This is a genomic window from Luteibacter rhizovicinus DSM 16549, from assembly GCF_001887595.1.
GTDB classification, from domain to species: domain Bacteria; phylum Pseudomonadota; class Gammaproteobacteria; order Xanthomonadales; family Rhodanobacteraceae; genus Luteibacter; species Luteibacter rhizovicinus.
Map to the genome: position 1 here is coordinate 2,370,180 of NZ_CP017480.1, position 18,770 is coordinate 2,388,949.

17 protein-coding genes are annotated in these 18,770 nt (G+C 65.5%); 13 read left to right on the top strand and 4 right to left on the bottom strand.

Going from position 1 to position 18,770, the window contains the following annotated elements; genetic code table 11:
• Positions 1–87 precede the first annotated feature (87 nt).
• Positions 88–1,425: a lysozyme inhibitor LprI family protein gene (locus BJI69_RS10670; protein WP_046968592.1), complete on the top strand. Its 1,338-nt coding sequence runs from the start codon at positions 88–90 to the stop codon at positions 1,423–1,425.
• Positions 1,426–1,438: 13 nt separating this feature from the next.
• A complete protein-coding gene (locus tag BJI69_RS10675) occupies positions 1,439–1,939 on the top strand; it encodes a PH domain-containing protein (RefSeq protein ID WP_046968591.1) in 501 nt (166 codons plus the stop codon).
• 112 nt (positions 1,940–2,051) lie between these two features.
• Here the strand turns inward: BJI69_RS10675 and cycA are convergent, their stop codons facing one another.
• The 3 genes from cycA to BJI69_RS10690 all read right to left on the bottom strand — a co-directional run bounded on the left by cycA (position 2,052) and on the right by BJI69_RS10690 (position 6,192).
• Positions 2,052–3,428, bottom strand: coding sequence for a D-serine/D-alanine/glycine transporter (cycA, locus tag BJI69_RS10680; RefSeq protein WP_046968633.1), 1,377 nt, complete (start codon positions 3,426–3,428; stop codon positions 2,052–2,054).
• A 96-nt stretch (positions 3,429–3,524) separates the two neighbouring features.
• Entirely contained in the window at positions 3,525–4,940 is a 1,416-nt protein-coding gene (locus BJI69_RS10685) for a hypothetical protein (RefSeq protein ID WP_046978088.1), read from the bottom strand.
• 187 nt (positions 4,941–5,127) lie between these two features.
• A complete protein-coding gene (locus tag BJI69_RS10690) occupies positions 5,128–6,192 on the bottom strand; it encodes an aldo/keto reductase (RefSeq protein ID WP_046968589.1) in 1,065 nt (354 codons plus the stop codon).
• A 110-nt stretch (positions 6,193–6,302) separates the two neighbouring features.
• On the opposite strand from BJI69_RS10690, the gene BJI69_RS10695 reads away from it, so the two are divergent.
• The 3 genes from BJI69_RS10695 (at position 6,303) to BJI69_RS10705 (ending at position 8,433) form a co-directional block, all read left to right on the top strand.
• The gene (locus BJI69_RS10695; RefSeq protein WP_046968588.1) at positions 6,303–7,226 is read left to right on the top strand and encodes a LysR family transcriptional regulator; all 924 of its coding nucleotides are present in this window, start codon (positions 6,303–6,305) and stop codon (positions 7,224–7,226) included.
• Complete coding sequence (locus BJI69_RS10700; RefSeq protein ID WP_046968587.1) at positions 7,223–7,606, top strand: nuclear transport factor 2 family protein; 384 nt, start codon at positions 7,223–7,225, stop codon at positions 7,604–7,606. The genes BJI69_RS10695 and BJI69_RS10700 overlap by 4 nt, the downstream gene beginning before the upstream one ends.
• Before the next feature lie 77 nt (positions 7,607–7,683).
• Positions 7,684–8,433: a tetratricopeptide repeat protein gene (locus BJI69_RS10705; RefSeq protein ID WP_162200995.1), complete on the top strand. Its 750-nt coding sequence runs from the start codon at positions 7,684–7,686 to the stop codon at positions 8,431–8,433.
• 170 nt (positions 8,434–8,603) lie between these two features.
• Here the strand turns inward: BJI69_RS10705 and BJI69_RS10710 are convergent, their stop codons facing one another.
• The gene (locus BJI69_RS10710; RefSeq protein WP_046968585.1) at positions 8,604–8,957 is read right to left on the bottom strand and encodes a response regulator; all 354 of its coding nucleotides are present in this window, start codon (positions 8,955–8,957) and stop codon (positions 8,604–8,606) included.
• Between the two features lie 148 nt (positions 8,958–9,105).
• Between BJI69_RS10710 and BJI69_RS10715 the strand changes: the two genes are divergently transcribed.
• From BJI69_RS10715 to BJI69_RS10750, 8 genes are all read left to right on the top strand, one after another.
• Positions 9,106–9,963: an STAS domain-containing protein gene (locus BJI69_RS10715; protein WP_046968584.1), complete on the top strand. Its 858-nt coding sequence runs from the start codon at positions 9,106–9,108 to the stop codon at positions 9,961–9,963.
• Position 9,964: 1 nt separating this feature from the next.
• Positions 9,965–10,327, top strand: coding sequence for an STAS domain-containing protein (locus tag BJI69_RS10720; protein WP_046968583.1), 363 nt, complete (start codon positions 9,965–9,967; stop codon positions 10,325–10,327).
• A complete protein-coding gene (locus BJI69_RS10725; protein ID WP_046968582.1) occupies positions 10,324–10,728 on the top strand; it encodes an anti-sigma regulatory factor in 405 nt (134 codons plus the stop codon). The genes BJI69_RS10720 and BJI69_RS10725 overlap by 4 nt, the downstream gene beginning before the upstream one ends.
• On the top strand, positions 10,719–11,732 hold the full coding sequence (locus BJI69_RS10730; RefSeq protein ID WP_046968581.1) for an ATP-binding protein: 1,014 nt from the start codon (positions 10,719–10,721) through the stop codon (positions 11,730–11,732). Before BJI69_RS10725 ends, BJI69_RS10730 begins: the two co-directional genes overlap by 10 nt.
• Complete coding sequence (locus BJI69_RS10735; protein WP_046968580.1) at positions 11,729–12,580, top strand: sensor histidine kinase; 852 nt, start codon at positions 11,729–11,731, stop codon at positions 12,578–12,580. The genes BJI69_RS10730 and BJI69_RS10735 overlap by 4 nt, the downstream gene beginning before the upstream one ends.
• The gene (locus BJI69_RS10740; protein WP_046968579.1) at positions 12,567–14,501 is read left to right on the top strand and encodes a response regulator; all 1,935 of its coding nucleotides are present in this window, start codon (positions 12,567–12,569) and stop codon (positions 14,499–14,501) included. Before BJI69_RS10735 ends, BJI69_RS10740 begins: the two co-directional genes overlap by 14 nt.
• Before the next feature lie 85 nt (positions 14,502–14,586).
• Positions 14,587–15,828 carry a tetratricopeptide repeat protein gene (locus tag BJI69_RS10745; protein ID WP_052767276.1) on the top strand — a complete coding sequence of 414 codons (1,242 nt, stop codon included), beginning with the start codon at positions 14,587–14,589 and terminating at the stop codon, positions 15,826–15,828.
• A gap of 252 nt (positions 15,829–16,080) precedes the next feature.
• Positions 16,081–18,717, top strand: a complete 2,637-nt coding sequence (locus BJI69_RS10750) for a M1 family metallopeptidase (RefSeq protein ID WP_046966841.1) — start codon at positions 16,081–16,083, stop codon at positions 18,715–18,717.
• Positions 18,718–18,770: the final 53 nt, after the last annotated feature.

Consider the following 18,770-nt stretch of genomic DNA (forward strand, 5'->3'; position numbering starts at 1 on the left):
GACGAGGCGGAGCTCTTGCCGCTATCCACTGCTTTTGTTCAAGATGCAGGTGTTGCCGTCATTCGCCGGCAAGACGAAGGATCGCCTGTGTCCAAGAAGTTACGAGCTGCCGGAGCCGCGCTGCTGCTGACCGCGCCGCTGATGGCCCATGCCGCCAGCTTCGACTGCGCCAAGGCGGGTACGCCCAGTGAGAAGGCGGTCTGCGCCGCGCCGACGATCTCGGCGCTCGATGGCAAACTCGGGGATGCCTTCCGCGCGGCACTCAAGAATCACCCGGACAAGGCCGACGCGCTCAAGCTCGACCAGCGCCATTGGCTCGCCACCCGCGACGACACGGCATGGACTTACCTCAGCGGTGGCCTCGGCAAGGAGCTGGTCAACGTCATGGCCGGCCAGTATCGACAACGCATCGAGTTCCTCACCGGGCTGGATAAGGGCAAGCCAGGGGCACCGCTCGCGATGGTTGCCGACGGCCTGACCAAACTTCCCTCCGGCTCGCACGACGTACTCAACGACCTGAAGGCGCAGGGTGTGCCGATCGTTCTCGCCACGGACGTGGAGATGAAGAACGTCGCCGCGTTGCCCTACCAGCCAGACGAGGCGCTGAAAAAGGCCATCGCCGGGCTCGACGACAGCCTGACCAACCGCGTACTCGCCGGTTCGCCTTTCAGCTCGGCGTACTCGATGGGCGGCACGGCGCACTGCCTTTCCGAGGCGCCCTATCGCATCGATGGCAAGAAAGCCGTCGCCATCGACGGGCCGCCGGTATGGGGCGACGATTGCATGACGAATCACCTCGTCGCGAAACTGGGTGATGACTACGCGGCGCTGAACGTCGATACGGGCAGCCCCGATCAGCAATCGATCGAGGCCAGTCGCTGGGTGGCCAGGGGCTTTGGACCGGCCGTCGAGCTGGTCCTGCGTTTCGATCACGCACTGAAGCTCGATGGTGCCGTATGCGCGCCGAAGCAGTCTCCCTGCGACGAGTTCGGCACCACAGCGATGACGTATGTCGCCAAGTACGATCGCAACCCTCAGGGCGGTAGCCTGGACCGGGCGCTGAAGGGCGACGAGAAAGCTTCGTATGAGGCCGCCGTGGCGCGGGCGAAAGCACCGGGCGGCATCGCTTCAAAGGGTGACGCACCGACCCTTCCGGATTTCGGTAGCGACGACCTCGCCGTCGGCTCCATGACGGGCTACGACAGTGAAGCCACCCTGTTCCCGCTCACCTTCCGCGGCGAGACCCTGGTCGGCTACATCGGGCATGGTCACGTGGGCTGGCGCGCGAACGACGACTGGATGGTCTCGGCGTGGCGCCTGAAGAACGGCAAGCTCGAGCCGGTCGCCTCGGCGTACGTGAATGTGGTGCGCGGCAGCCTGCTGTTGTCGGCACCTGTCACACCGCCACCGCCCGAGTCGCACTGAGCGAGGTGTAGCCATGACGACCTTTTCGACGAGCATGTCCGCCAACGTCCGTTGGCTCGGACTGACGACGCTAGCGATTCTCGTCATTGCGTTGGGCATCCTGCTCGGTCGCGACGCGGGGCGCTCGGTCGGTCCTTATCTCGCCACCGTTCTGGTGCTCATCCTGCTCGTGACATATCTGGTTTCGACACGTGAGTATGCGATCGGCAACGGCGAGCTCGTCGTGCGGAAGGTGATCGGCAGTAAATCGTTCGAGCTGCGTGGCGCTTCGATCGGGCGCGATGCGCTGGCATTCCAGGGCATGACCCGCGTGTTTGGCAACGGAGGCTTCTTCGCGTTCGACGGTTTGTTCTATTCGCGTCGGATCGGTTTGGTACGCAGCTATGCGCGCAACCGTGAGCATGGCGTGCTGGTTTATCTGGCCGGCGGCAGCAAGCTGTTGCTCTCGCCGGATGATCCCGACGCCTTCGTCACTGCGGCGCTGGCGCAGGGCGCTGTGCTAGCCGCCCCCTGACGCCGCTTCTTTGTAGGAGCCGATTCATCGGCGATAGGGTGCTTGCGCCACCCTGGCCCGCTGCCGCGGGTTCGCCGATGAATCGGCTCCTACCGAAAGCGCGATCCCGCGGTTACGCCCGCTTGCGACGCAACGCGTAGCCGATCCCAAGGATCGCAAACCACACCGGGCTCGCGATCAACGCCTTGCGCGTATCGTCTTCCAAGGCCAGCAGCACCAGCACGAAGGCGAAGAACACAAGGCACACCCAGCACATGAACACGCCGCCGGGCATCTTGTACTTCGACGCCGCGTGCAGTTCCGGACGCTTGCGGCGGTAGGCGATGTAAGCGGCCAGGATCAGCGACCACACGAACATGAAGAGGATCGCGGCCAGCGTCGTCACCAGGGTGAAGGCGGTGACCAGATCGGGAATGACGTAGACCAGGGTCGCGCCGCCGAGCAGGCAGATGCACGAGAACAGCAGGCCACGCGACGGCACGGCCGCCTTCGACAGGCGCTTGAAGGCGGATGGCGCGTGGTCTTCCTCGGCCAGGCCATAGAGCATGCGGCTGGTGGAAAAAATGCCGCTGTTGGCGGACGAGGTGGCCGAGGTGAGCACCACGAAGTTGATCAGGCTCGCCGCTGCCGGGATGCCGGCAAGCACGAACAGTTCCACGAACGGGCTCTTGCCCGGCAGTACTTCGCGCCACGGTGTCACCGACATGATGACGACCAGGGCCAGCACATAGAACAGGATGATCCGCACGGGGATCGAGTTGATCGCCTTGGGCAGGTTGCGCTCCGGATCGGCCGTTTCGGCGGCGGTGGTGCCGACCAGCTCGATGCCGACGAAGGCGAACACGGCGATCTGGAAGCCGGCGAAGAAGCCGCCCACCCCCTTGGGGAACATGCCGCCGTCGCTCCACAGGTTGCTGAGCGAGGCCACGTGGCCGTTCGGCGAGTGGAAGCTCCAGGCCACCATGCCGAAACCGCAGACGATGAGCGCGCAGATGGCGATGATCTTGATCAGTGCGAACCAGAACTCCAGCTCGCCGAAGAGCTTGACCGTGGTGAGGTTGAGCACCAGGAGCAGGAGCACGCAGAGCAGGGCGGGTACCCATGGCGCGAGGCCGGGGAACCAGAACTGGGCGTACGAGGAGATGGCGATCACGTCCGCGATGGCCGTGATGATCCAGCAGAACCAGTAGGTCCAGCCGCAGAAGAACCCTGCCCAGGGACCGAGCAGGTCGGTCGAGAAGTCGATGAACGACTTGTAGTCGAGGTTGGACAGCAACAGCTCGCCCATGGCGCGCATGACGTAGAACAGCATCACGCCGATGATCAGGTAGACGAACAGGATGGACGGCCCGGCGAGGCTGATCGTCTTGCCGGAGCCCATGAACAGGCCGGTGCCGATCGCTCCACCAATGGCGATCAGCTGCAGATGCCGGTTCGACAGGCTACGCCTGAGGTGCTGTTCGGGTGGCGATTCCTGCGGGTGCGACATCGGCGGTAACTCGATCGGGACGGAAGCACGCAACATACGGGGGAGACCGCGATCCGGCAAGGCGACCCAGGAACGGCTGCTTCTGCAGGAGCCGATTTATCGGCGATTTGGGGCTGCCTCATCGCCGCTTCGTTGGCTTTTCGCCGATGAATCGGCTCCTACGCATAGCGTTGGCGGCTTGGCGAAGGCGTGTTGCTCCTGCCAGCCATAGTCGTAAGCAACGGTGCCGATGCTGTAGCACGGGCCGAGCGTATCGGTGGGAAGCTGCAGTAGCTCGCCGTCCACGATGTAGCGCTGGTAGAGCGGCGTGATGTCGCCGCCGCCCTCGGCGGCCACGGCGGCGATCAGGGCTGGACCGGGGTCCGGGGTTTGGATGTCCATCCGGTTGAGCGCATCCGCCAGTTGCTTCCGGCCCTGGGTGGCCTCCCGCAGATGCGCGTCGATCAGCCACGCGAAGAGCTCGCCCCGGGCCCCCGGTAACTGCCGCGCCTCGTAGACGCGCGGAGCCACTTCAACGAGACCGGCATTCGAGGTTCGCCGGAAGGGCGAGCCGCCGTACTTGCCAAGGATGTCGTTCACGTGCCGGGCGAAATCGACGCGATCGAGCTTGCCTTCGGTGCGGAGGGCGCTGGCGACGCGGTACCCCGCGAAGCCCCGGCTGAACCATGCGTTGGCCGTGCCGCCTTGGGCAGTCCCGGTGGACGCGAATTGCCTGATCACTTCGAACGGCCAGGGCGGAGACGGCGCGCCGGGTGTTATCAGCAGCGTTGCCGATGTGCCGGTCGCCGTGGAGCCGTAGCCTGTTCCCTCGTCGAAGTTGAGCACGTTGACGGTAAGGAGGCTCGGCAAGTTCGCGTTGCGGTCGACGAGAACCAGTGTCGAGGCGATGAGGTCAGCGATCTTCTCGACATCCCAGGGCCGGCCACCCAGCGCACCCACGTGCAGCGTGGTCGCCTTGCCGATGCGGCGGGTTGTCAGGGTGAGATGGCGGGCGACCAGGTACGACGTGAGCCAGATGTCGTCGACCGTCTGAATGGGGCTACCTGAGGCGCCGACGGTGTGCCAGCCCTCGGGCAGCGTTACCGTCGACGAGGCTGGTCGTGTCGTGGGGCCTTTCGGGCGTGCTAGCAAGGCGCCACCGAAGGCGAACATTGCGCCGGGTCCTCCGAGCACCTGGGGATGAAAGACGTCCCACTTGCCCCAGTCGAGTGGTTGTGGCCTGGCAGTGCGCCACGCGACGACCACCTCGGCATGCGGCGAGGTGGTCACACGCCAGCGGTCCGGCATGGACGTGTCGAGGGTGCCGCTTTCGACGTGGACGTCGACAGGAGGCTGATCGGGCGGGGTGAAATCGACGATGCCGTCGTCGCCACTGCGCAGCGTGGCTCGCACGGTGATGGCGTCGAGGTCCCCCTGCTTCAGGTCCAGTCCGATGTCGTAGTGGATCGGTGGTGGTTCGGTCGCATGGACGAGTGGCGTGATGCCGCTCGCCGTGAGAACGCTCGCCGCCACGATGAAAAACCTGACCCTTCTCGATATGCCTGCCATCGCCGCTCCTTGTGATCGGAAGCGTCTCTGCAAACGGCGGGCCAAAGGGCATGCACCGGAGAAACGGGGATGGCTGCCCTCAGGGCGTGTCCGCGGACGGTCGACGCGGACACGCGGACGCCTGCGGTGCGCATCGCCGATGAATCGGCTCCTACCAGAGCTTTTTGACGCTGGCGCCGCCGCGGACGGTGTCGTGGACGCGGGGAAGGAAGGAGTGCGGGAAGATCGGGCCGATCGCGCTGGCGTCATCGAGCGTGCGGATCTGCTCGTCGGTCAAGGCGACATCGAGTGCCGCAAGGTTCTCTTCGAACTGGGCGGCGGTCCGTGCGCCGAGGATCGGGATGATCGACGGCGCCTGTTTGGCCAGTAACCACGCGATGGCCGTTTGTGCGGGCGTGTGGCCGACATCGCCGGCGACCGCCTTGAGCGCATCGACGATATCGAGGTTGTGTTCGCTCAGCGATCCCATGCCGGATGCCACGGCGGCGCGACCGCCGGCGAACATGTCGCCGCCCTTGTGCTTTTCGACATCGGCCCGGCTGTACTTGCCCGAGAGCACGCCACTGCCCAGCGGCGACCATGCAAGCACGCCGAGGCCGAGTTCCTGTGCCATCGGCAGGAGGTCGTGTTCCACCGTGCGCTCGATCAGGCTGTGCTCGATCTGCAGCGCGACGAGGGGCGCCCAGCCGCGAAGGTCGGCCAGCGTCTGCATGCGGGCGATCTGCCAGGCGGGCGTGTCGGAGATGCCGGCGTAGACGATCTTGCCGCTGCGGACGAGATCGTCGAAGGCGCGCATGATCTCTTCGACCGGCACCAGGCCATCCCAGACATGCAGGTAATAGAGATCGATGTAGTCGGTATCGAGGCGACGGAGGCTGTCTTCCACCGCGCGGACCATGTTGCGCCGGTGATTGCCAGATGCATTGGCGTTGGTGGGGTCCGTCGTCAGTGAGTACTTGGTCGCGATCACGGCGTGGTCGCGACGGCCGGCGAGGAACCGACCGAGCAGGGTCTCCGAGGTGCCGCCGGTGTAGAAGTTGGCGGTGTCGATGAAGTTGCCGCCGCGCTCCATGTAGCTGTCGAGCATGCTCCGGGATTCGGATTCCCCGGCACCCCAGCCCCATTCCTCGCCGAACGTCATCGTGCCCAATGACACAGGGCTGACGCGCAGGCCGGAGCGGCCGAGGGTGACGTAGTCGTTGAGGCGCTTGCTCATGGCATGTCTCCGTGGAGGGATGCCGCTGACGATAGTCCCGTGATTGCCTCTGGATAAACCAGTGATCAGGGGATAGGCTTTGAAGCATTGCTTCATAATGGAAGGCTGCGATGCCACCCGAGCTGTTACCCGCGATCTCCGCCTTCGCCCGTGTCGCGCACCACGAGAGCTTTACCCGGGCGGCGCGCGAAATGGGTATCTCGCCCTCGGCGCTGTCCCAGGCCGTTCGCTCGCTGGAGAGTCGCCTGGGCGTGCGGCTGCTCGATCGCACGACGCGCCGGGTGGGCGTGACCGAGATCGGTCGTCGTTTCCTGGCCGAGGCGCAGACGGGGCTCGCCGCCATCGCCCGGGCGGTCGATGCCGTGGACGAGTCCCGCGAGGCGCCGGCCGGCGTGCTGCGCATCAATCTTTCGCGCGTCGTGGCGGACCTGGTAGTGATGCCCCATCTCGGCGACTTCATGGCGATGTACCCGGACGTGGTTGTCGAACTGCATTGCGACAACCGCTTCAAGGACCTCGTGGCGGGTGGTTTCGACGTGGGCTTCCGGCTGGGCGAAAGCCTGGCCAACGATGTCGTCGCGGTACCTATCGGCGGCCCGCACCGGCTCGCGACGTTCGCCGCTCCCGCGTATCTGCAGCGTCACGGTGAACCGCGCACGCCCGCCGACCTGCTTGCCCACCGTTGTGCCTGCGTCCGCCTGGACGAGGAGCGCAGCCTGATGCTCTGGGACTTCGCGCAGGACGGCCGCCTGATCGAGGTGGAGGCTAACCCGTCGATGATCAGCAACGATGCCGACTTGCTGATCGAAGGTGCGCGGCAGGGTATCGGTATCGGCTGCCACTTCGAGGCGCTGGTGCGGGCGGATCTCGACAGCGGACGCCTGCAGCCCGTGCTGGAAGATTTCTGGCCCACCTTTGGCGCCTTCCATCTGTACTATCCCAGTCGTGTACACGTGCCGCGCAAGCTGCGCGTGTTCATCGACTTTTTCCGCGAACGCCTCGCCCCATCACTACCCAGGGACCCGCGATCATGATCGACGCCGCACGCCACGCCCTCATCGATGCCTACATCGACGCATACAACCACTTCGACATCGAGCGCATGCTGGCCCTGGTCACGGACGACGTGCGCTTCGAGCACCACACCGGCGACGAGCTGAGCGTGGCGACGAACGGCAAGGCCGAGCTGGAGAAGCTGGCGCGCGTGGGCGCGGCGTTGTTCGCCTCGCGCCACCAGAAGCTGTTGAAGATGCACGAGGAGGGCACGGTGGTGATTGCGACGATCGACTTCCACGGCGAGATCGCCGAGGACATTCCCGACGGCCCGGGTGCGGGCAGCATCATCGAGATGCAAGGCACCTCGGAATTCGGCTTCCACAACGGCAAGATCAACCGCATCATCGACCGCGGATGAGCCGCGATTTCTTGCTGAAAGCTTCTCGACAGGTGGGTTTCCCAAGCTTCGCCTCATCGAAAATGAGGGTGCCTGCGATGGTCAGGGTATGGAGAAACGCCGCGACCGTGTGCGTGGTGATGTCGCTGGCAGCGTGTGCAGCAGCGCTGCCGCCGAGGGAAACGCCGCAGTCGGAGAAAGTCGTCAAGCAGAGTAGTGACGACAAGGAAGTTGCCGACGCCATCAGCATGATCCACGCCGGGAAGATACAGGAGGCGATCGATGGTCCGTTGACGGACGTCGTCACGCGCCTCGAGAAGCAGTACGCGAACAGCCCCGACCAGGTCTATTCGCCGCGAGGGCCGGCACTGCGGGCCGATTACGCCGCGTTGGAAGTGGGCGACAAGAAGCACCCGGGCCACGGCAAGCGCATCGTCAACATTGGCCCGGCCTGGGCGATGGCCTATTGGGCGCGCGGCTACGGGTATAGCGACCTGGGTCGTTACGCGGAGGCCGAAGTCGAATTGAACAAGGCGCTGCAGCTATCGCCGAAAGATTCGCAGTTTCTCGGTGAGCTTGCCTTCGTCGCCCAGCGGGAAAACCGCTATGACGACTCGTTCAAGCTGTATCGCGCGGCGATCAGGAACATCGACCTGATGGATACCTGGAAGGACCCGGAGAAGAACGACTTCCTGTGCCGGGCGTATGGCGGGCAGGGGTTCGATCTGCTGCAGTTGAAGCGGTATGACGAGGCGGACAAGGCCTACCAGAACTGCCTGAAGATCGCGCCGAACGATGCCAAGGCGAAGGCCGGGGTGGAGAGTGTTCGGGCTTCGAAGGGCAAGTAGGCGAGGTGTTCGCCAGCACCCATCGCCGATGAATCGGCTCCCACAGGGGGGCTGAGGGCATCGCCGATGCATCGGCTCTCACAGGGGGCTGAGGGCATCGCCGATGCATCGGCTCCTACCTGTGGGAGCCGATTCATCGGCGATGCTCTTCGATCAGTCAGCGATACCGTTCAGGCCGCAATACCCTTGACCGCCGCCAGCAGCGACTTCCGGTCGTACGGCTTGGCCAGGTAGGCCATCGATGCCTGCAGCCAATCGTGCTGCTCCTTCGCTTCACCCGAGGTCACCAGTACGCGCATGTCGGTGTGGCGGGTGGCGAGGTCCTGGCCGGAAATCTTGCCCGGCATGCGCACGTCGGTGAACAGTACATCGGCCCTGCCGGTTTTGAGCCACTCCTCTGCTTCGTCGCCGCTGGAGACGGTATGCACCGTCATGCCGGCATCCTCCAGGATCATCGCGGAGATCTCGCGGATGGACGGGTCGTCCTCGACGAGCAGGACGAACAGGGGATGATCAGTGGTCATGGAGGGCACTTCATGGGCTAGGCGACGAGGATATCGGCGACGCAGATAGCGGGTTCGGTGTGAACCTCGCGTCAACGCACCTGAGGGGCCGGGCGCTATTCCCTTGGCCCCGGCTGGGCCGCATCATAGAGCTTTTAGGGGGATGACCATGAGCGTACTGAGCCAGCAGACCATCGATGCGACCCGCAAGAACGAAGGCCACCTCCTGGCCAGCTGGCAGGCCAACTTGGATGCGAGCGGTGCGTCACGCGATTCCCGGATCAAGCAGGCCGAGTTCGAGGGACAGACCCGCGAGTTCCTCCGCCTGTTCCTTGCCAGCGCGAACGGTAGCGACACCGCCAACATCACCGGTAGCGAATGGGCCGACGTCCGTGGCTTCCTCGATGGCCTGTCACGCAGTCGTGCGCTGCAGGGCTTCGATTCGCAAACCACGGCGAGTTTCATCTTCTCGCTGAAGCGCCCACTGTTCGAACTTCTGCAGGCGCAGTATGCGAGCGATGCGAGCGAACTTGCCGCGCAGCTCTGGGCGGTGACCGAGCTGCTCGACACGCTCGGCATGTACACCGTGCGCGCGTTCCAGAAGTCGCGCGAAGAAGTGATCGCCCGCCAGCAGGAAGAACTGCTCGAGCTGTCGACACCGGTGGTGAAGCTGTGGGACGGCGTGCTCGCGCTGCCGATGATCGGCACGCTGGATTCGCAGCGTACCCAGGTGGTGATGGAATCCCTGCTCCAGCGCATCGTGGAAACCGGTTCGGAAATCGCCATCATCGATATCACCGGCGTACCCACCGTGGACACGCTTGTCGCGCAGCACCTGCTGAAGACGGTCACGGCCATCCGCCTCATGGGCGCCGATGCCATCATCAGCGGTGTCCGCCCCCAGATCGCGCAGACCATCGTGCACCTGGGCCTGGACCTGCAGGGCATCGTGACCAAGGCCAACCTCGCCGACGCCCTGGCATTGGCACTGAAGCGTTCGGGTCTTACCGTCACCAAGGCGAGCTGACGTGGAACGCATCCCCATCTTGCGCATGGGCGACTTCCTGCTGGTCACCATCCAGGTGGACATGCACGACGAACTCGCCATCACGCTGCAGGACGACCTCTCCGAGCGGATCAGCAAGACCTCCGCACGCGGCGTCCTCATCGACATCTCCGCGCTGGACATGGTGGACTCCTTCATCGGCCGCATGATCGGCACGATTTCCGGCCTGTCCAAGATCATGGATGCCGAAACCGTGCTGGTCGGCATGCAACCGGCGGTGGCGATCACCCTGGTGGAGTTGGGTCTGACCCTCCCCGGCGTGATCACCGCACTGAACGTGGAGCGTGGCATGAAGCTGTTGCGTGAGCGCGTGCAAGCCGAATGAACGTCCTCAAGAGCGGCAGCCAGGCGGTTCGCATCGAACAGGACGTGGTGATGGCGCGACAGACCGCGCGCAAGCTCGCGGTGGAAGCCGGCCTGCGCCTGGTCGACCAGACCAAGCTGGTGACGGCGGCCAGCGAGCTGGCGCGCAACACCGTGGTCTACGGCCGCGGTGGCGACATGGATTGGGAAATCCTCGAGGACGAGCGCCGCAAGGGCCTGCGCCTCACCTTCCGCGACCAGGGCCCGGGCATCGCCGATATGAAGCTGGCGATGACCGACGGTTGGACCTCGGGCAGTGGCCTCGGCCTCGGCCTTACCGGCGCAAAGCGTCTCGTCGACGACTTTTCGGTGCAGAGTGCACCCGGGGAAGGCACCCGGGTAATGATCTGCAAATGGACCTGACCTTTGCCGGGGCGCCGACCCTGGTGCTGCCGCTGGAAGACACCAGCCAGATCGGACACGCGCGCCGCGTGGCGCTGAAGGAAGCCGCGCGCGCCGGCTTCGACGAGACGGATGCGGCCCGCGTGGCGTTGATCGCCACGGAGCTGGCGACCAACGTACTCAAGCATGCGCGTACCGGCGAGATCCACATCGCCCTCGTTCCCGGGGTCGCGACAGGCGGCGTCGAAGTCATTGCCGTCGACCGGGGTCCCGGCTTCAATCTCAGCGACTGCCTGCCGGACGGCTATTCCACCGGCGGCACGCGCGGCGAAGGGCTGGGCGCGGTGAAGCGCGTGGCCGATGTGCTCGACATGTATGCCGACCATCGCGGATCCGTGGTGATGGCGCGCATGTATCCGAAGGGTTTCTCCGGCGCCGATCTGCATTTCGGCGCCAGCCATCATGCCTTGCACAGCGAGGCGGTGAGTGGCGACGGCTGGGCGATGAGCCTGGGCGACGAGGTCGTCGCTGCGATGATGGTGGATGGGCTCGGCCACGGTCCGCAGGCGCATGACGCCGCGAAGGCGGGCACCGACGCCTGGCTGGCCGATGCGCTGGCCGACCCGCTCGACGGCATCGGCAACATGGATGCCTCGATGCGCGGCACGCGGGGCGGAGCGGTCGCCATCGCCCGTTACGATCGCACTTCCGATACGCTGCGCTATGCCGGCATCGGTAACATCGCCGGCAGCCTGCAGACCGTCGACGGATCGCGCGGCCTGGCCTCGCACCCCGGTATCGTGGGCGTGCAGGCCCGGCGCAGCCGTCCTTTCGAGTTCTCGCCGGTGCACGGCCGTTTGCTTATCCTGCACAGTGACGGCCTGCAGTCGCGCTGGAACCTGCTCGATTACCCCGGACTGGTGACACGCCACCCGGCGGTGGTGACCGCGCTGCTGCACCGGGACTTCTCTCGTGGCCGCGACGATGCGACCGTGCTTGCGATTCGATTGGAGACTTCCGCATGAATGGCGCCGACGACAGCGATAAACTTCGCGCCGAGAACGACGCGCTGCGTGCCGAACTGGACGAGACGAACCAGGGCGTGCTGGCGCTGTATGCCGAACTGGACAACCAGGCCGAGCAGCTGCGCCAGGCCTCCGAGCTGAAGAGCCGGTTCCTGTCGTACATGAGCCACGAGTTCCGCACGCCGTTGGGTTCCATCCTGAGCATGACGCGCCTGCTCGACGACGAACTCGACGGCCCGCTGACCACGGAACAACACAAGCAGCTGGCCTTCGTCAGCACGGCGGCGCGCGACCTCAGCGACATGGTCGACGACCTGCTCGATCTGGCCAAGATCGAGGCCGGGCGGATCACGATCTCGCCGGCCTGGTTCGAGCTGATGGACCTTTTCTCGGCCCTGCGCGGCATGTTCCGTCCAATCGTGGACACGACCGAGGCGGACCTGATCTTCGAGGCGCCGGAAGGCATGCCCAGGCTCTATACCGATGACAAGAAGCTCGCGCAGATCCTGCGCAACTTCATTTCCAACGCGCTGAAGTTCACGCCGCGCGGCGAAGTGCGCGTCACGGCGCAGATGGAAGGCGCCGATCGCGTGCGCTTTGCGGTGAGCGATACCGGGATCGGCATTCCGGAAGAGTTGCAGAACGTGTTGTTCGAGGACTTCGCCCAGATCGATTCGCCGCTGCAGAAACGCCTGCGTGGCACGGGCCTGGGCCTGTCGCTGTGCCGCCAGTTCGCCCACCTGCTCGGTGGCGAGGTGGGCCTGGAGAGCGCGGCCGGCGTGGGTTCGGTGTTTCATGTGGTCTTGCCGCTGAAGCTGGCGGAGGATACGGCCGATGCCGCCGAATAACCGACTGCTTATCGTCGACGACAACGCCGCGACGCGCTATGCGATGCGGCGCACCGTCGAGCGCCACGGCTACACCGTGCTCGAAGCGGGTACCGGGTCCGAAGGCCTGGCGATGATCGCGGCGAACGACTTCGCCGGCCTGATCCTCGACGTCAACCTGCCCGACATGAGCGGCTTCGATATCGTGCGCCAGTTGCGCGAGGCGCCCGAGACCCTGCTTCTGCCGGTGATCCATGTCTCCGCCGCCTCGATCGAGACCGGCGACATGATCACCGGCCTGGATAACGGTGCAGACGCCTACCTGATCCATCCCGTGGATCCGGATGTCTTGCTGGCGACCATCCGTACGCTGTTGCGCGTGCGCGAAACGGAAGATGCGCTGCGTGAATCCGAGGCGCGCTTCCGCGAGATCTTCATCAACATCGGCGCGCCCATCGGCGTGGTCGATGCCCGGCTCAATGTGATCGAGGCCAACGATGCCTTTCGTCGCCTGGCTGGCGACGCGGGGTGCGACGGTGCGTTGGAGGCGTGCTTCGTGCCTGGCCAGGAGGCCTTGCTCGAGGAAATGCGCCAGACCCTTGCCACGCGGCAACGCTGGCGCGGTGACTTGTCCATGCATAGTGCGCTGGGCACACGCGAGACGGAGTGGCGCGTCACGCCGTATCGTGACGACGCCGGCCTCGTCTTCATCGACGATGTGACCGAACAGCGCTTGCGCGAGCGCACGCAGCTGGAGCAGATCGACACGGCGACGACCCAGTTGGCGATCGAGATCGCCGAGCGCGAACGCAGCGAATCTCAACTTCTGCAGGCGCAGAAGATGGACGCCCTCGGCAAGCTCACCGGCGGCATCGCCCACGACTTCAACAACCTGCTCACCAGCATCATCACCGGTATCGACCTGATCAACCGTTCGGTCGAGGCCGGCAAGACCCAGGGTGTGCAGCGCTTTGCCGATGCCGCGCTGGGTTCCGCGCGACGCGCATCGGCACTCACCCATCGCCTGCTCGCCTTTGCGCGCCAGCAGCCGCTGGACGCCCAGGCGACCGACGTGAACGATCGCGTGCGTTCGCTGGAAGACATGTTGCGCCGGACGATCGGCGAGCACATCTCGCTGGCGCTCGACCTTGATGCGTCGGCGGCGATCGCCAACGTGGATGCCAACCAGCTGGAAAATGCGGTGATCAACCTGGTCATCAACGCACGCGATGCGATGGACGGCCAGGGCGTGATCCGGGTGACCACGGACCAGGTGCGGATCGAACGCGATGCGGAGGTGGCCGATGGCGATTACATCATGCTGACCGTCTCCGACAACGGCGGCGGTATCCCGCCGGAGATCCTCGACAAGGTCTTCGAACCGTTCTTCACCACCAAGCCGCTGGGGCAGGGCACGGGCCTGGGGTTGTCGATGATCTACGGCTTCGCCCGCCAGTCGGGCGGCCAGGCACGCATCGTCAGCACCGTGGGCAAGGGCACCGATGTCTCGCTGCTGCTGCCCGTGGGCCAGGGCGAGGTGGTGCCGCTGATGCAGCGCGCCTTGCCGATCGGCGGCGGTCGCGGTGAGCGGATCCTCGTCGTCGAGGACACCGATTCCCTGCGCATGATGACCGAGGAAATCCTGATCCGTGCCGGCTACGAATGCATCGCCACGGGCGACATCGAGCATGCGCTGCGTGTGTTGCGCGGCGACGAGGGTCTGGATCTCCTGCTCACGGACGTCGGCATGCCTGGCATGAACGGTCGTGACCTGGCCGAGGTGGCGCGGGCCTGGCGGCCGACCTTGCCGGTCCTGTTCATGACCGGCTACACCGAGAACGCCATGCAGCGCTCGCGCTTTCTCGGCACCGGCATGGACATGATCACCAAGCCCTTCGAGATCGACGGCCTGCTGGCCAGTGTCCACGCGATGTTCGACTAGGGACCTGCCCAAAAAGCCGATATCTTTCCGTCGCTTATCCCCCTATGATGCGGCCACGATCGGCAGGCGTTTTCAGGGGAACGGGATGTCGGAAGCGAAGGCAGGTACGCTGTTGGGCGACCGTCGGTTCGCCGCGGAAATGGATGCCTTGCAGCGATTCGGATCGCTGGAAAGGGACGCCCAGCTCGGCGACGCGCAGGCGCAGTTCCGCGTGGCCACCATGTATTACGAGGGTGAGCACATCACCCAGGACCGCTCACGCTCCGTCCATTGGTTTCGTCGCGCGGCCGAGCAGGGCCACCTGGAAAGCCAGTATCGGCTCGCCACGCACTACGCCGAGGGCACGGGTGTGCCGCGCGACCCGTTCGAGGCGGCCGGGTGGTTTCGCCGTGCCGCGGAGACCGGCTTCGCCGAGGCGCAATGTGCCCTGGGCACCCTTTACGCCCGTGGCCATGGGGTCAACGCGGACCGTGTGCAGGCCCTGCACTGGTGGGGTCTGGCCGCCGACCAGGGCCACGTGCAGGCCTGTGTAAACCTGGGCGTGTCGCACTATTTCGGTCGCGGCGTCCCGCGCGATGCGGAGCTCGCCTTCGCCTTCTACAGCAAGGCCGTGGAGCGCGGACAGCCTGAATCGCGTGGTTTCAGCGATGCGCTCTGCAGCCTCGGCCGCATGTATGTGGACGGCATCGGCGTGGCGCGCGATACCGCCATGGGAGCGCATCACTTCCGTCGCGCCGCCGAGCTGGGCAACAGCATCGCCCAGTTCACCCTGGGTAAGATGTACCTCGACGCCAGCGATCTGCCCGGCGACCGCGAGCAGGCCAGGCTATGGCTGGGCCGCGCGGCCGAGCAGGGCGACAGTGAAGCGAAGCAGCGCATGGTCGAGCTGGACGCCGAGGCGGATGCCGTGCCCGACGGCACCGAGCGCCTCAGTCAGATCGGCCCGCAGGATGCGCCGGCCCAGTTTCTTCTCGGTCAGCGCCTCGCCTCGGGCGACGGTGTGGCGCGTAACGAACCCGAGGCCGTGCGCTGGCTGGCCCTGGCCGCGGACCGCGGTCACGTCCCGGCCCAGTACGCCCTGGCCCAGATGATCGATAACGGCCGCGGCGTGCCCCGCAACCTCGGCGAGGTGGTGCGTCTGTACCGCGCCGCCGCCGGTGCCGACCACGCGGACGCCCAGTTCGAGCTTGGCCTGCTGCACGAGCGCGGCGAGGGAGTCCCCCGCAACGCCGCCATCGCCCGCGCCTGGTACCGCAAGGCGGCCAAACGCGGCCACCTGAAAGCCATGCGCCGCCTCGAAAAGCGCACTTGGTGGCGCTTCTGGTAACCCTGTGGGAGCCGCTTCAGCGGCGATCCCCTGCCTTTGTGGGAGCCGATTCATCGGCGATTGGGTGCTCGCGATGACCCGGCCCGCTGCCGCGGGATCGCCGATGAATCGGCTCCCACAATAAAAGCGATTCGCAAGAACCTGCGCCCATGACTTCCGGCGCTTCTCCGGCCCCGCCGGGTGTCCCAGCATCAGGGTAATCGACTCCGCCGGAGCTGCCGGCCGGGCGACGTACTCCCAGGGATCCCCGCCATGCGTACACCTCTCGTCACCGCGATTGCCTTCGCGCTCGCCGGCCTGACCACCGCGGCGTTTGCCGCCCCGGCCGCCGACGCCAGCGAACAGCTCGCCACCACCCAGCTTCCGCGCGGCGTCCGCCCGACGCATTACGACGTCTCGGTCGTGCCGCACGCCGACAAGCTGGTCTTCGATGGCAAGGTCACGATCGCCGTGGACGTGCTCGACTCGACGCCGTCGATCACCTTGAATGCGGAGGACATGACCTTCGCCAACGTGACCCTGATGCCGACCACGGGCAAGGCGAAGTTCGCCGCGCCGAAGGTGGCCATCGACGCCGAAGCGCAGACGGTGACCTTCATCTTCGATCATGCGATTCCGGCAGGCAGCTATCGCCTGGCCATGGATTACACGGGCAAGATCGGCACGCAGGCCAACGGCCTGTTCGCGATCGACTACGACACCAAGAGCGACGGCAAGAAGCGCGCGCTCTACACCCAGTTCGAGAACTCCGACGCCCGCCGCTTCATCCCGTCGTGGGACGAGCCGGCGTACAAGGCCACCTTCACTGTCGACGCCACCGTACCGGCCGCCGACATGGCGGTGAACAACATGCCGGTCGCCTCGAGCAAGGATCTCGGCAACGGGCTGAAGAAGGTAACCTTCGCGCAGACGCCGAAGATGTCGACCTACCTGCTGTTCTTCGGCGTGGGTGAATTCGACCGCGCGACGACGATGTCCGATGGCGTCGAGATCGGTGTGATCACGCAGAAGGGCCTCACCTCGCAGGCGAAGTTCACGCTCGACTCGGGCAGGGACGTGCTGAAGGAATACAACGCGTATTTCGGCGTGCCGTACCCGCTGCCGAAGCTCGACAACATCGCTTCGCCGGGCCAGAGCCAGTTCTTCGCGGCGATGGAAAACTGGGGTGCGATCTACACCTTCGAATACGCGCTGCTGCTCGATCCGTCCATCTCGACGCAGGCCGACAAGCAGGAAGTGTTCAACACCGCCGCGCACGAAATGGCGCACCAGTGGTTCGGCGACCTTGTCACCATGCGCTGGTGGGACGATCTCTGGCTCAACGAAGGCTTCGCCTCGTGGCTGGCATCGCGCACCACCGAGCGCCTGCACCCGGAATGGCATACCAATCTCGAGGCCGTGTCGATTCGCGAACAGGCGATGACGCGCGACGCCGTGGCCACCACCCATCCGGTGGTGCAGAAGATCGATACGGTGGAGCAGGCCAGCCAGGCCTTCGACGAAATCACCTACTCGAAGGGCGAATCCGTTATCCGCATGCTCGAAGCCTATGTCGGCCCCGATGCGTGGCAGAAGGGCGTGCAGGCGTACATCAAGGCACACGCGTATTCGAACACGGTGTCGAACGATCTCTGGAAGGAGATCGATGCGGCCGCCGGCAAGCCGGTCAGCACGATCGCCCACGACTTCACGCTGCAGCCCGGCATTCCGCTGGTGCGCGTGGACTCGGTGACCTGCACCAATGGGTCGACCACGCTGAAGCTCTCGCAGGGTGAGTTCACCCGCGACCGCCCGGACAAGAAGGCGCTTGCCTGGCACGTGCCGGTGATCGCGAAGACCGTCGGTGGCGCCGCGTCCACGACGCTGCTCGAGAATGGCTCGGGTACGCTCACGGTGGCCGGTTGCGCACCGGTGGTCGTCAATGCCGGCCAGACCGGTTACTTCCGCACGCTGTACCAGCCGGCGCAGGTCAAGGCGCTGACCGGCACGTTCGCCAAGCTCGAGCCGATCGACCAGCTCGGTGTGTTCGCCGACGTCTGGGCGCTCGGCATGGGCGGCCTCGAGCCGGCCTCCGATGTGCTCGACCTGATCAAGGTCGCGCCGCTGGATGCCCCGCCGCAGCTGTGGGACAGCATCGCCAGCGACTTCACCGCGCTCGACGCGTATTACCAGGGAGATGCGAAGCGCCAGGCGGTGCTGCGCAAGTACGCCATCGCACGCCTGGCACCGAAGTTCGCGCAGGTGGGTTGGGACGCGAAGCCGGGTGAAGAGGCGCCGGTCGCGATCCTGCGCTCGTCGCTCATCTCGTCCCTGAGCAACCTGGGTGATGCCAAGGTCATCGCCGAAGCGCGTCATCGCTACGAGAGCAACCAGATGCCGGCCGAGCTGCGCAAGGTGATCCTTGCCGCCGTCGCCGCGCACGCCGATGCGGCGACGTGGGACAAGATGCACGAAGCCGCCAAGGCCGAGAAGTCCCCGCTGGTGAAGGACCGCCTGTACGCGCTGCTTGCGCAGACCGAAGACGAGGCACTGGCCAAGCGTGCACTCGACCTTTCCCTGACGGGTGAGGCCGGCGAAACCAACAGCGCCGCGCTGATCTCGGGCGTGTCCCGCCGTCATCCGGAACTGGCCTTCGACTTCGCCGTGGCACACAAGGACAAGGTCGACGGCTTCGTCGACTCGACCTCGTCCTCGCGTTACTACCCGCGCCTTGCGATGGGTTCGCTGGAGCTGTCGACGATCGACAAGCTGCAGGCCTTCGCCGAAAAGAACATCGCGCCGACCTCGCGCCGCGATGCCGAAACCGCCGTGGCCACCATCCGCTACCGCAACATGGTGCGCACGCAACGCCTGCCGGCCGTCGATGCCTGGTTGAAAAAGAACGGCTGATAAGTCGTCATGAGTGTTTAGCCGCCGGCCTTCGGGTCGGCGGCTTTTTTATG